Below are 12,855 nucleotides of genomic sequence, written 5' to 3'. Positions count from 1 at the left end.
CCCACGCTCCTGACTAGGACGATACAAAGCAGGCGGACGATGGCATTCATCTCTGATGCAGCTCAGGCGTATTCGTCCAGCAGTCCGCCCAGGCCGCCCTGGCCACCCTGGCCCGGATTGCCGCTACTTCTGCTCTGCATCTGCTCATCCTTCTTTTGCTGGACTGCCTCCGTCCCGCGCTGGGCAGCCTGCTGGGCTTGCTGTGTCTGCTGGTTCTGCAAGGCCTCTATCTGGGCCTGCAACATCTGGATCTTGGTCTGCAGCAACTGCGCCTGCTGCTCCTTGGTTTTGGCATCAGCGTCGCTGTTGGCAACCTCTTTGAGTTCGTTGGTGGCATCCTTGATCTGCCGTTGCAGCTGCTGGATACGCGATGCCGCGCCAGCCCCCGAAGAGGCTGAGCCGGCAGAACTGGATGAGATGGCACTGATCGTCATGTCCATATCATCGGCACAAAACCGCAGCCCTCAAGGCCTGCACCATCAATTTACTCAGGCTTTGCAATTACACGGTAGCGCCCCGGCCGATGCGGCTGACTTTGGCTTTGCCCGTCTTGCTGCCTGCTTCTGCATCGCGTGCCGGCACAAACACCTTGGCCCAGCGGGTGGTGTTCAATTCCCAACGGGCCTGCACCTGATCGCAGGCCAGATCCAGCTCCGCGCCCTGCAGCACACGCGGCGTGCGCTGTGCCAGCACCACGGTATTGCCTTCGCGTGTGGGGCGGAAGGCCCAGAGCGCGTCCTCGCCAAAAGCCTGGGCCATCTGATCCAGGCTTTTGTCAAAGCTTGAGGAGCGGCCAAAGAGGTTGACGGTCATGATGCCGTCCTCGGTCAGCAGATTGCGGCAATCGGCATAGAACTCGGCGCTGTCGAGCACGGGAGCCGCCGCTTCGTGATCGTACAGATCGACGGCCAGCGCATCGACAGTGCCCAGCCATTCGGGCTTTTTGATTTCCTGGGCCGCATCGGCCAGCACCACCTGCAGCGTGCTGCTGTCGGGCGGCAGCTTGAACCAGCTGCGGCACACGGCCAGGACCTGAGGGTTCAGCTCGACCGCCGTGGTCTTCATGCGCAGTTTCTTGTGACAGAACTTGGTGATGGCGGCCGCTCCCAGACCCAGTTGCATGGCGTGCATCCGGGGCACTTCAGCAGGCTCGGCAAACAGCAGCCAGCCCATCATGCGCTGCACATACTCCAGATCGATATCAAAAGGATCGCGAATACGCATGGAGCCCTGCACCCAGGGCGTGCCCAGATGCAGATAGCGGATATCGCCGTCGTCGGAGACGCTGACTTCGGGCAGCTCCTGGACGCTGGCCAGATTCTTGTCTTGCGCGGATTTGGCACCGCCACGGGTTTTACGGATCACGTTTCACACCAATCTTCAAAGTAGGCCATGGGCCGCCAGCGCATGGCGCCAGGCCTGCAGTTTTCTATCGAACGACCAGCCGGCATTGGCCGGGCTGGTGGATGGCAGCTTGAGGGCGATCAGCCCCAGTGCCTCGGTCTGACGGGCATGCTTGTAGCTCTCGCCGCCGTTGTGCAACGCCAGTTGCAGATCAGGACAGCGCTGACGCAGTCCGGCAAAGTCGTTGACCTGGGCACCGCGAATGGCGCTATCCAGACTACCCTCGCGCTCGCAGCTCGCATACACATCCCACAGACCCAGCCCGCGTGCCAGCAGCCATTCGCAGCGGCCCGCGTAATCACTACGTGGCGGCTGCAGATGCTGGGGCCACAAGGCCTGCAGCAGCGGCCAGAACTGGTTTTGCGGATGGGCGTAGTACTGCGCCAGCTGCAGCGACTTCAGGCCCGGAAAGCTGCCCAGCACCAGGGCCCGCGTGCGGCCATCGGCCACTGCGGCCAGCCCCTGCCAGCGCGGGCCTGTCTCTGTCACGGTGGCAGAAGAATCCTCGGTCATGCCCTATTGTCGCCCAGCCATCATCATCCTGGATCTTGGGCTGACATTCAAAAAGATGAGCATGAGCCTCTTTGCCTGCAAAGGATAGCTACTGCCCCATCTAGGGAAGTGCCGGCAGCCCTTTGAGCGCCTTACGTGCATTGGCCGTGCAGGCCTGCGCCAGCTGCTCAATGCCCATGCCGCGCAGCCGCGCGATCTCCGCCGCAATGCGCGGCAGCTCGGCGGAGCTGTTACGCCCTTGGGGCTGACCGGCCGCACGCTGTTCGGCCGTGGTGTAGAGCCAGTGCGGCGGAATATCGGGAGCGTCGGTTTCCAGAACCAGCGCCTCCAGCGGCAGGCTGGCCGCCAGCTCACGCAGCTTGAGCGCGCGCTCATAGGTGATGGCACCGCCAAAGCCCAGCTTGAAGCCCATATCGATGAAGGCCTGCGCCTGCTGGGCGCTGCCGTTGAACGCATGGGCAATGCCACCCACAACCCTGTGCTGACGCAAGGTCTTGAGCAGACGATCGCTGCTCTTGCGCACATGCAGGATCACGGGCAACTCGAACTCGCGTGCCAGCCGGATCTGCTGCTCGTAGAACCAGATCTGGCACTGTTCGTCCAGTCCGGGGACAAAAAAGTCGAGACCGATTTCACCCACCGCCACCAGTTGCGGGTCGCCGCGCTGCTGATTCAGCAACTCGCGCAGCGCCGCGATATCGGACTCCTGCGCGCCGGGCGTGTAGAGCGGATGAATGCCCAGCGCATAGCTGTCGCCATGGCGATGGGCAAGTGCAATCACATCCTGCCAGTGGCTGCGCTGTACGGCAGGAATGACCAGATGCGTGACGCCTGCGGCCTGCGCAGCGGCGCGCACGGCATCTCTGTCAGGTGCGAACTCGGGCGCATCCAGGTGGCAATGGGTATCTATCCAGGTTGGCATCCACACATCATGCATCGGCTGGGCTGCTTGCGCAGCCCAGCCTCGGCCGATGACACGTCAAGTGACTACAGACAGTTTCCTGTCTTGTCCTACGATTCACATATTGAAACAAATAAAACATTAAGCAACTTCACCCCCTACCCTGCGCGACCGGCCAAAGGAGCATGTTATGACGGGACTTCTGCAAAGCACGCTCTGGCAACGCCTGAGCCAAAGTCATCAGCGCGCCGACATGCAGGGCAAGCTGGCCGCGCTGGATCAGGTGCAGGCCGTGATCGAATTCGATCTGCAAGGTCATGTGCTGACGGCCAATGACAACTTTCTGCGCACCATGGGCTATAGCCCTGAACAGATCATCGGCCAGCATCACCGCATGTTCGTCGATGAGGAAACCCGCGGCTCTGTCGAGTACGCCCAGTTCTGGCAGCGCCTGGCAGCGGGTCTGCACGACAGCGGACGCTACCGCCGCATCAACAGCCAGGGCGAGGATGTGTGGCTGCAGGCCAGCTACAACCCGATCTTCGACAGCCAGGGCCAGCCGCGCAAAGTCATCAAGTACGCCACCGACATCACCGAGCAGCAACAGCACGAAGACGATGCCCGCGGCCAGCTCCAGGCCATTGCCAAGGTGCAAGCCATCATCGAATTCGATCTGAACGGCAACATCCTCACGGCCAACGATCTGTTCCTGCAGACCATGGGCTACTCCCTCGCCGAAGTCGTGGGCAGGCACCACAGCATGTTCGTCCAGCCGCACGAGCGCCAGTCCCCGGCCTATCAGCATTTCTGGCACAAGCTGGCACTGGGCCATCATGATGCCGGCCAGTACCTGCGCATAGGCAAGGCCGGCCGCCAGGTCTGGATCGAAGCCAGCTACAACCCCATACTCGACGCCGAAGGGCGCCCCTTCAAGGTCGTCAAGTTCGCCACCAACATCACACGCCGCGTGACCGCAGCCCAAACCCTGCGTGCCACGGTGGAAGGTCTGACCGAAAGCGCCAACCATGCGCGCCAGGCCAACGAGCTGGCCCAGGACGCCTGCAGCGTGGCTGAGGCCGGCGGCCGCACCGTGCAGGATGTGGTGACCACCATGGAATCCATCAGCGCCAGCTCGCGCAAGATCAGCGACATCATCGGCATGATGGACTCCATCGCCTTCCAGACCAATCTGCTGGCGCTCAACGCCGCCGTGGAAGCGGCCCGCGCCGGCGACCAGGGGCGCGGCTTTGCCGTGGTGGCCAATGAGGTGCGCCAGCTGGCCCAGCACAGCGCCGAAGCCGCCAAGGAGATCAAGCAGCTGATCCAGACCTCCGTCACCCAGGTCACCCAGGGGGTGAACCAGGTGCGTGAGGCCGGCACCACCATGGCCGAGATCGTGAACTCCTCGCGCCAGGTCACGCAGATCATGGGCGAGGTGGTGCAGACCTCGCTGGCCCAGTCCGCCAGGCTGCGCGAGGTCACCGACGATCTGACGGCGCAGGATGTTTCGGCCAATCCAGGCTCGGTCAAGCCGCGCCCTGCCGTGCCGCTGCAGGCTTCGGCCCGTGAGCAGGCCACGATCGCCATCCGGAACGCGGCGGTCGGCGCTTATTGAAAAAGGAAAAGCGCCCCAGGCACTTCATGAAAAAGGCCCGGCGCTGCAAAGGCTGCGACCGGGCCTTTACCCGTCGGCAGGCAGGAGATCAGGCCAGCTGTCCCTGCCCCAGCCTGACCATGCGATCGCAACGCGCGGCCAGTCCTTCGTCATGAGTGACCATCACAAACGCCGTGCCATGGCTGCGCGCCAGCTCCAGCATCAGCGCAAACACCGTATCGGCCGTGCCGCGGTCCAGGTTGCCCGTGGGCTCGTCGGCCAGCACGCAGGCCGGACGCGTGACCAGGGCACGTGCAATGGCCACGCGCTGACGCTCGCCGCCCGACAGCTCGGCCGGGCGATGCGCCATGCGCTGGCCCAGGCCCACGGCGCGCAGCATCTCGGCCGCGCGATCCATGCAGTCCTCCTTGGCATCGCGGCGAATGCGCAGCGGCATGGCCACATTCTCCTGGGCCGAGAACTCGGCCAGCAGATGGTGGAACTGGTAGATAAAGCCCAGATGCCGGTTGCGCAGCGCACCCTGCTTTTGCGGGCTGAGCTGGTGCAAGGGCTGGCCCATGAGGCTGACGCTGCCGGTGGAGGGTGCATCCAGCCCGCCCAGCAAGTGCAGCAAGGTGGATTTGCCCGAACCCGAGGCGCCGACGATGGCCAGCGTCTCGCCCGCCTGAACCTGCAGATCCACTCCCTGCAGCACGGTCACATCCAGCTTGCCTTCGGCAAAGCGCTTGGTCAGGCCGCGTGCTTCCAGCACGCTCTGGCCCATCACAACATCATTCATAACGCAGTGCCTCTGCAGGGTTCACGCGGCTGGCACGCCAGCTGGGGTAAATCGTGGCCACAAAAGAAAGAATCAGGGAAATCACAGCGATCGGCACGATGTCCGTGGACTGCGGCTCGCTGGGCATCTTGCTGATCAGGTAGATGTCCTTGGGCAGGAAATTGGCATGCAGCGCCTGCTCTATGGCCGGCACGATGACGTCGATATTGAAGGCAATCGCCAGCCCCAGCGCCAGACCGGCCAAGGTACCGATGACGCCGACCATGGCTCCCTGCACCATGAAGATGCCCATGATGGACGAGGGCGAGGCCCCCAGGGTACGCAGGATGGCAATATCGGCACGCTTGTCCTGCACGCTCATCACCAGGGTGGACACCAGATTGAAAGCCGCCACGGCCACGATCAGGGTCAGGATGATGAACATCATGCGTTTTTCGAGCTGCACGGCAGCAAACCAGGTCTTGTTCTGGTGCGTCCAGTCACGGATGAACAAACGGTCCGTCAAGGTGTCAGCGAGTTCATGCGCCACGCGCGGGGCCTCGTGCAAATCCTTGAGCTTGAGGCGAATGCCGGTCGGCCCTTCCAGGCGGAAGATGCGCTGCGCATCCTCGTAATGCATCATCACCAGCGCCGAGTCATATTCGTAGTGACCGGAATCGAAGGTGCCGGCCACCGTCATCTGCTTCATGCGCGGCAGCACGCCGGCTGGCGTGACCTGTCCGCTGGGAGCGATCAACGTGATCACATCGCCTTCGCTCACACCGAGATTGCGCGCCAGCTCGATGCCAAGCACCGCCTTGAACTCGCCGGGCACCAGACGCTTGAGCACCTCGCCGCTGGTGGCCGCCAGATCGGTCACCTCGCCCTCACGCGCCGGATCGATACCGCGCACCAAGGCGCCTTTCATATCCTCGCCGCGCGCCAGCAAGGCCTGAGCCGCCACAAAAGGCGCAGCCCCCACCACATCGGGGTTGGCTCTGGCCTCGCGCATGGTGCGCTCCACATCAGGCAGAGGCGCGCCCTGCGGGGCGTAGATTTCCACATGGGAGACGACGCTGAGCATGCGATCCCGCACTTCCTTCTGGAAGCCGTTCATCACGCTCAGCACAATGATCAGCGCCGCCACGCCCAGCGCAATGCCAAGCATGGAGACACCCGAGATAAAGGAGATGAAGCCATTGCGGCGTGTGGCGCGCCCTGCACGGGTATAGCGCCAGCCCACGGCCAGTTCGTAGGGAAATTGCATGTTGCCAGCATTGTGGCATTGCCGGCAATGCCCTGCCGGCGGCGCCAGCCTTATGCAATTTGACTGCCCACCGACCCTCTATCGGGGCGGCCTGCTGCGCCCTATGCGCGGCAGATCCGCGTATTGCTCGTGCTGCTCCAGCGTCACCGCATGGGCCTGAAGCTTGGCCAGCAGATCGTCAAACAAGGCCAACTCTTCATCGCTGAGGACAGACACGATGTCGGCATGAATCTTGACCATCTCGGGCAGGATCAGACCGTACATGCGCCGCCCCTCATCGGTCAGATACATGGCCACGCGCCGGCGGTCTCCATCCAGAGGCTTGCGCAGCACCCAGCCTTTTTCCTCCAGGCCGCTGAGCGCCCGCGAAGTGCGCGCCCTGTCCAGTTGCACCTTCTGTGCCAGCTCGGAGGACAGCAAACCCTCCTCGGTCGCCAGCGTCGCCATCACGCCCCATTCGCGGCGCGTCAGGCCGAAGCGGGCCTCGCACATGCGCATGGCCATGCCGCCCGCCACGCCGAAGAAGCGGCTGATGCGAAACAGCAGCATCTGCTGAATGGAGGTGGGTTGTCGGGTATTCACGGGGATGAGTTGATTAGATCAATTGTGGATGTCACTTCTACAGTGAGCATTCCCAATACAGAGACAAAGGGAAGTGCCGGGGATTTTCGCAAATGCCAGCACTTTCCTCAGACCAGAGAGTGATTCCATGGCCCGCCTGACTGCACCCCGCCGCCTTCTTCAAACCAGCCTGGCTCTGCTGCTGGGCTGCTCCGCCTTCGCCTCCCAGGCCCAGTCTGCCGATGGCGCAGCCGTCGCCGCCTGGCCTCACAAGCCAGTTCGGCTGATAGCAGCCTTCGCTCCCGGTGGGGCTGTGGACATACTGGCGCGCGGCGTCGGAGAAGTGCTTCAACGTGAGACCAAGCAGCCATTCGTTGTTGAAAACCGCACCGGCGCTGGCGGCAATATAGGAGCCGATTACGTCGCCAAGGCTGCCGCCGACGGATACACCATGCTGATCGGCCTGGACACGAGCTTCACGGTCAACCCGCTGATCTACAAAAGCATGCCGTTCAAAAATGGCGACCTGCGTCCTGTCATGGTGTTCGCCTCGCAAGGCATGCTGATGGCCGTCAGTCCCAAGACAAATATCAAGACACTGGAGCAGTTCATCGCCCGCGGCAAGGACAAGGGCCTGACCCTGGGGTCCGCCGGCTATGGAACCCCCGGCCATCTGGCCTCCAGCATCCTGACTTACGCCACCGGAGCCAAGGTCAACCATGTGCCCTACAAAGGCAATGCACCTGCCACGCTGGCCATGCTCTCTGGCGAGGTGGACGGCGGCGTCATCAGCTCCACCGCCATGCTGCCCCATGTGACCACTGGAAAGATCACGGCGCTGGCCGTGACCACGGCCCAGCGCAACCCCTTGCTGCCGGAAGTTCCATCCGTGGGCGAGCTCGGACATAAAGAGCTGCAGCAGGAAGTGCTTTTCGCTGCCTGGGTACCCAGCAGCACACCTGAGCCGCTGGTGCAGAAAATCCAGGCCCAGTTCGAGAAGGCCATGAAGGACGGCACGCTGCGCGAGCGCATGCGTGTCAACGACATGGTCTACGAAGGGCTGACAGGCGATGCGGCCGTCAAGCGCATTCAGGCCCTGGCCGACCGCTATCGCGTCCTGGCCCAGGCCACCGGCATGAAGATGGAATGAGCGCTTGCGCCAGCCATCAACCCCATGACAACGACCCGCATTTCATGACTCGCCCCAACATCATCTTTATCGTCGCCGACGATCTCGGCTATGCCGACCTGGGCTGCTACGGCGGCCGCGATGCCGAGTTCGGCCCGGTATCCCCGGTGCTCGACCGCCTGGCGGCCAACGGCCTCAGGCTCACCCAGGGCTATGCCAATTCACCCGTGTGCTCGCCCACGCGTTTTGCCCTGGCCACGGCCCGCTATCAATACCGCTTGCGCGGCGCGGCCGAGGAGCCCATCAACAGCAAGACGCGCGGCACGCCGCTGGGCGCCAAGCTGGGCCTGCCGCCCGAAATCCCCACCGTTGCCTCGCTGCTCAAGGGCGCGGGCTATCGCACGGCACTGATAGGCAAATGGCATCTGGGCTACCCTCCCCACTTCGGTCCGCTGCGCTCTGGCTACGAGGAATACTTCGGCCCCATGTCGGGCGGCGTGGATTACTTCACCCATCTGAGCAGCTCGGGCCAGCACGATCTGTGGGTAGGCGAAGAGGAGCATCACGACGAAGGCTATCTGACCGACCTGCTGTCCCAGCGCAGCGTGGACTTCGTCAACCGCATGAGCGAGGGCAACGCCCCCTTCTTCCTGAGCCTGCACTACACGGCGCCGCACTGGCCCTGGGAAACCCGTGATGACCGTGAGGCTGCCGAGCAGTTGGGCGCCGGCATCACGCATCTGGCGGGCGGCAATATTCACCAGTACCGCCGCATGATTCATCACATGGATGAAGGCATAGGCTGGATCGTCGAAGCCCTGCGCAAGAACGGCCAACTGGACAACACGCTGATCGTCTTCACCAGCGATAACGGCGGCGAGCGCTTCTCGGACAGCTGGCCTCTCGTGGGTGGCAAGATGGATCTGACCGAAGGCGGCATCCGCGTGCCCTGGATCGCCCACTGGCCTGCCGTGATCGAGGCCCATCGCAGCAGCGCCCAACAATGCATGAGCATGGATTGGGCCGCCACGGTGCTGGATGCAGCCGGTGTGAGCGCCGATCCGGACTACCCGCTGGACGGCGTCTCCATCCTGCCCGTGCTGCGCACCGACGGTGCGGAGTTTGCCCGGCCGCTGTACTGGCGCATGCTCTACCGCAACCAGCGCGCGCTGCGCGAAGGCGAATGGAAATACCTGCGCGTGGAAGACAACGAATACCTGTTCAATCTGGCGCAGGACGAACGCGAGCGTGCCAATCTGGCCGGCCAGCACCCAGAGCGCCTGCAGGCCATGCGACAGCGCTGGGACGACTGGAATGCCGGCATGCCCGCGATTGCCGATGATGCGAGTTACAGCCTGGTTTACACCCTGAAAAATATGCCTGCGAGGTGACAAAGCACCCCGCACCATGCCCGGGCGGCGGCCATGCCCGACAATAGCGCCCATGTCTTTGACCGCGCCTTTGCTGCCTGCCGCCCAAGCCCTGGGCACAGGCGCCTCTGAAATCATTGTTGCCTATGCCAGCGGCCCTGCCGACATTCCCCTGGCATGGGACGGTTTGCAACTCCCTCACCTGCAGGCCTTGCTGGCAACGCTGGCTCCGACCACGCTGGTGCAGGGCGACGAGATGGACTTCTCCCCCCCCGCATGAACGCGCCCTGGCCCGCAGCATGCAGCTGCCCGATACCCCCGGGCTGATTCCCTGGGCAGCGCTGGCGGCCGGAGACAGCAGCCAGGCCTGTGCCTTCATCACTCCCTGCCACTGGCATATCACGCCGGACCAGGTCCACCAGACCGACCCGGCCAGCGCGCCACTGGACGAAGACGAATCCCGCCAGTTGCTGGCGCTGATCGCACCCTGGTTCAGCGACGACGGCATCACGCTGGAATACCTGCGTGCCGACCTCTGGCTGGCACGCGGAGCGGCCTTCAAGGACCTGGCTACCGCCTCGATGGACCGGGCACTGGGCCGCGACGTGCGCCCCTGGATGCCCGAGCCTATCCAGGGCGCCATCATCCAGCGTCTGCAGACCGAGTTGCAGATGCTGCTCTACACCCATGTCTTCAACGACCAGCGTGCCGCACGCGGTCTACCGCCCATCAACTCCTTCTGGGTACATGGCACGGGAAGCCTGAACAGCCTGCCCGCAGCGGGCCCTGCAGCAGTCTGTGTCGATGATCTGCGCCACACCGCGCTGCAGGGCAATGTGCAAGGCTGGCAAAAAGCCTGGCAGGCGCTGGACAGCGGCCTGATCGCCGAGCTGCAGCAGCGGGCTGCCCGCGGCGAGCCCGTCAAGCTCACGCTCTGCGGCGAGCGCAATGCCGTGCAATGGCAAAGCCAGCCGCGCAGCCTGCGGGACAAGATCAAGAGTGTTTTTGGCACGAAAAGATTGCCTGACCTGCGAGAGATGCTATGAAAATAATCCCCAGGTCCATTCCCGACGGCAGTGTCTCTGCACTGCTGCAGGCCAAGATTCATCCCTTGCTGGCCCAGCTCTATGCAGCGCGAGGCGTCTGCTCGGCCGACGAATTGGACGATGCCCCGGCGCGCCTGCTGCCGCCCTCGGGCCTGCGCGGCATCGATACTGCCGTGCAGCTCCTGGCCGATGCCATCACCGCGCAAAAGCGCCTGTGCATCGTCGCCGACTATGACTGCGATGGCGCCACGGCCTGCGCCGTGGGCCTGCGCGGCCTGCGCATGCTGGGCGCGGCCCATGCCGACTACCTGGTGCCCGACCGCGTGGTCGACGGCTATGGCCTGACGGCCCCCATCTCGCGCCGAGTCAAGGAGACCGGTGCCGACATGCTGATCACCGTGGACAACGGCATTGCCAGCGTCGAAGGCGTGGCCGTGGCCAAGGAGCTGGGCATGTCGGTCGTGGTGACCGACCACCATCTGCCCGGCGACCACCTGCCGCTGGCCGATGCCATCGTCAACCCCAACCAGCCCGGCTGCGAGTTCGCGAGCAAATCCATGGCCGGCGTGGGAGTCATGTTCTATGTGCTGCTGGCCCTGCGCACCGAGCTGCGCAATCGCGGCCGCTTTGACCGCCACAACCAGCCCCGTCTCGAGCAATTGCTGCCTCTGGTAGCACTGGGCACGGTGGCCGACGTGGTCAAGCTCGATGCCAACAACCGCCGCCTGGTGGCACTGGGTCTCAAGCAGATTCGCAAAGGCGTCATGCAGCCCGGCATACGCGCGCTGTTCGAGGCATCGGGCCGCCGCTTCGACATGGCCACAACCATCGACTTCGGCTTTGCCCTGGGCCCGCGCATCAATGCCGCCGGTCGTCTGGCAGACATGACCATAGGTATCGAGTGCCTGAGCACGGAAGATGTCAGCCGCGCCGACAACCTGGCACGCATGCTGGACAGCATCAACCGCGAGCGCCGCGAGATCGAAGTCAGCATGCGCGAGCATGCCCTGCTCATGGCCGAAGGCCTTTGCGAGGACGGCATGACGCCGCCGCCTGCCATCAGCGTGTTCGACCCCGACTTTCACGAAGGCGTGGTCGGTGTGGTGGCCTCGCGCATCAAGGACAAGCTGCACCGGCCCACGTTTGTGTTTGCAGCCAGCGGCGCCCCGGGCAAGGAACACGAGCTCAAGGGCTCGGGCCGCTCCATTCCAGGCTTTCACCTGCGCGATGCGCTGGATCTGGTCAGCAAGCGCCACCCCGGTCTGATACTGCGTTTTGGCGGCCACGCCATGGCGGCAGGCTGCACCATCGCAGAAGCGCACTTTGACGAGTTCGAAAAGGCTTTTGCCCAGGTCGCCAGGGAATGGCTGGATGCCGCCACGCTGACGCGCAGGCTGGAGACCGATGGCCCGCTGTCGCCCCAATGGCTGGACACCGGCCTGATCGAACAAATGCAGCTGGCCGTCTGGGGCCAGGGCTTTGCCGCGCCGACTTTCAGCGAAGAGCTGGAAATCACCTCGCAGCGCCTGGTCGGTGAAAAGCACCTGAAGCTGGAGCTGCTGCACCATGGCTCCAAGATCGACGGCATCTGGTTCAACCACACCGACCCGCTGCCCTCGCGCACCACCCTGGCCTATCGCCTGGACATCAACGAATGGCGCGGCGAACGCAAGGTGCAGTTTCTCGTGGAAGCCGCACAGGACTTCGAGGGCGGTGCCGGCAACATGGGCTTCTGATCCTCGCCCCAGCCTGGACCGCCGCCACCGCGAACGTGGCGGCTGCCCATTTCACGCTGTGCCCGACACTTAGAACTGCTCCCAGCTATCGTCCTTCGCAGTGCTTGCAAGGGACTGCTCCTTGGACCTGGACGCTACCGGCCTGGGAACTGCAACGGCAGGCAGAGCGGTCGGGTTGAACGCCTTGATCGTCGCTAACGGCTTGGGGAGCACTGCGGACACGGTCGTGAAAGCCTCGGCATTGCGTCCCAGCTTGAAGACTGAGACCACTTCCGCCAGGCGACGCGCCTGCTCCTGCATGGACAGCGCCGCCGCACTGGACTCCTCCACCAACGCCGCGTTCTGCTGCGTCATCTGGTCCAGATTGCTCACCGCCTGATTGACCTGATTGATGCCGTCGCGCTGCTCGGTGGACGAGGCCGTGATCTCGCCGATCAGATCGCTGACGCGGCGCACGCTGGCCACGATCTCGCTCATGCTCTGGCCCGCCAGCTCCACCTGCTGCGAGCCCGACTGCACATTGTCCACGCTGGTGGTGATGAGCTGCTTGATCTCC

General features: G+C 63.8%; 12 protein-coding genes and 1 pseudogene. 5 read left to right on the top strand and 8 right to left on the bottom strand.

The window, feature by feature from the left end; all coding sequences use genetic code 11:
- Window positions 1–62: 62 nt before the first annotated feature.
- The 4 genes from V8Z78_RS07800 to V8Z78_RS07785 form a co-directional block, all read right to left on the bottom strand.
- Window positions 63–434 carry a FlxA-like family protein gene (locus tag V8Z78_RS07800; RefSeq protein WP_179625583.1) on the bottom strand — a complete coding sequence of 124 codons (372 nt, stop codon included), beginning with the start codon at window positions 432–434 and terminating at the stop codon, window positions 63–65.
- A 67-nt stretch (window positions 435–501) separates the two neighbouring features.
- Window positions 502–1,365, bottom strand: a complete 864-nt coding sequence (locus V8Z78_RS07795; protein WP_349731203.1) for a spermine/spermidine synthase domain-containing protein — start codon at window positions 1,363–1,365, stop codon at window positions 502–504.
- Window positions 1,366–1,380: 15 nt separating this feature from the next.
- Window positions 1,381–1,917: a DNA-deoxyinosine glycosylase gene (locus V8Z78_RS07790; protein WP_349731202.1), complete on the bottom strand. Its 537-nt coding sequence runs from the start codon at window positions 1,915–1,917 to the stop codon at window positions 1,381–1,383.
- Between the two features lie 100 nt (window positions 1,918–2,017).
- Window positions 2,018–2,839, bottom strand: coding sequence for a TatD family hydrolase (locus V8Z78_RS07785; protein WP_034362191.1), 822 nt, complete (start codon window positions 2,837–2,839; stop codon window positions 2,018–2,020).
- Between the two features lie 169 nt (window positions 2,840–3,008).
- Here V8Z78_RS07785 and V8Z78_RS07780 point away from each other — a divergent pair, with 169 nt between their 5' ends.
- The gene (locus V8Z78_RS07780) at window positions 3,009–4,433 is read left to right on the top strand and encodes a methyl-accepting chemotaxis protein (protein ID WP_034378577.1); all 1,425 of its coding nucleotides are present in this window, start codon (window positions 3,009–3,011) and stop codon (window positions 4,431–4,433) included.
- An 88-nt stretch (window positions 4,434–4,521) separates the two neighbouring features.
- On the opposite strand, the gene lolD is transcribed toward V8Z78_RS07780, so the two are convergent.
- The 3 genes from lolD to V8Z78_RS07765 all read right to left on the bottom strand — a co-directional run bounded on the left by lolD (window position 4,522) and on the right by V8Z78_RS07765 (window position 7,039).
- On the bottom strand, window positions 4,522–5,211 hold the full coding sequence (gene lolD / locus V8Z78_RS07775; RefSeq protein WP_046462569.1) for a lipoprotein-releasing ABC transporter ATP-binding protein LolD: 690 nt from the start codon (window positions 5,209–5,211) through the stop codon (window positions 4,522–4,524).
- A complete protein-coding gene (locus V8Z78_RS07770) occupies window positions 5,204–6,457 on the bottom strand; it encodes a lipoprotein-releasing ABC transporter permease subunit (protein WP_349731201.1) in 1,254 nt (417 codons plus the stop codon). The genes lolD and V8Z78_RS07770 overlap by 8 nt, the downstream gene beginning before the upstream one ends.
- A gap of 78 nt (window positions 6,458–6,535) precedes the next feature.
- The gene (locus V8Z78_RS07765; protein WP_223305771.1) at window positions 6,536–7,039 is read right to left on the bottom strand and encodes a MarR family winged helix-turn-helix transcriptional regulator; all 504 of its coding nucleotides are present in this window, start codon (window positions 7,037–7,039) and stop codon (window positions 6,536–6,538) included.
- 127 nt (window positions 7,040–7,166) lie between these two features.
- Here V8Z78_RS07765 and V8Z78_RS07760 point away from each other — a divergent pair, with 127 nt between their 5' ends.
- The 4 genes and pseudogenes from V8Z78_RS07760 (at window position 7,167) to recJ (ending at window position 12,299) form a co-directional block, all read left to right on the top strand.
- Window positions 7,167–8,168 (top strand): Bug family tripartite tricarboxylate transporter substrate binding protein, encoded by a 1,002-nt coding sequence (locus V8Z78_RS07760; RefSeq protein WP_003066105.1) that lies wholly within the window; start codon window positions 7,167–7,169, stop codon window positions 8,166–8,168.
- Window positions 8,165–9,538 (top strand): sulfatase family protein, encoded by a 1,374-nt coding sequence (locus V8Z78_RS07755; RefSeq protein ID WP_003066104.1) that lies wholly within the window; start codon window positions 8,165–8,167, stop codon window positions 9,536–9,538. The genes V8Z78_RS07760 and V8Z78_RS07755 overlap by 4 nt, the downstream gene beginning before the upstream one ends.
- Before the next feature lie 52 nt (window positions 9,539–9,590).
- Window positions 9,591–10,563: pseudogene (locus tag V8Z78_RS07750) on the top strand (phosphoglycerate mutase).
- Entirely contained in the window at window positions 10,560–12,299 is a 1,740-nt protein-coding gene (gene recJ, locus V8Z78_RS07745) for a single-stranded-DNA-specific exonuclease RecJ (protein ID WP_046462566.1), read from the top strand. Before V8Z78_RS07750 ends, recJ begins: the two are co-directional and overlap by 4 nt.
- Before the next feature lie 69 nt (window positions 12,300–12,368).
- On the opposite strand, the gene V8Z78_RS07740 is transcribed toward recJ, so the two are convergent.
- The coding region (locus tag V8Z78_RS07740) for a methyl-accepting chemotaxis protein (protein WP_349731200.1) at window positions 12,369–12,855 on the bottom strand (487 nt) is incomplete at its 5' end.

Origin of the sequence: Comamonas sp. wu1-DMT (assembly GCF_040187805.1) — a bacterium.
Taxonomy (GTDB): domain Bacteria; phylum Pseudomonadota; class Gammaproteobacteria; order Burkholderiales; family Burkholderiaceae_C; genus Comamonas; species Comamonas thiooxydans.
Note: the sequence above shows the minus strand (reverse complement) of the source record. Positions and strands in the feature narration are given on the sequence as shown.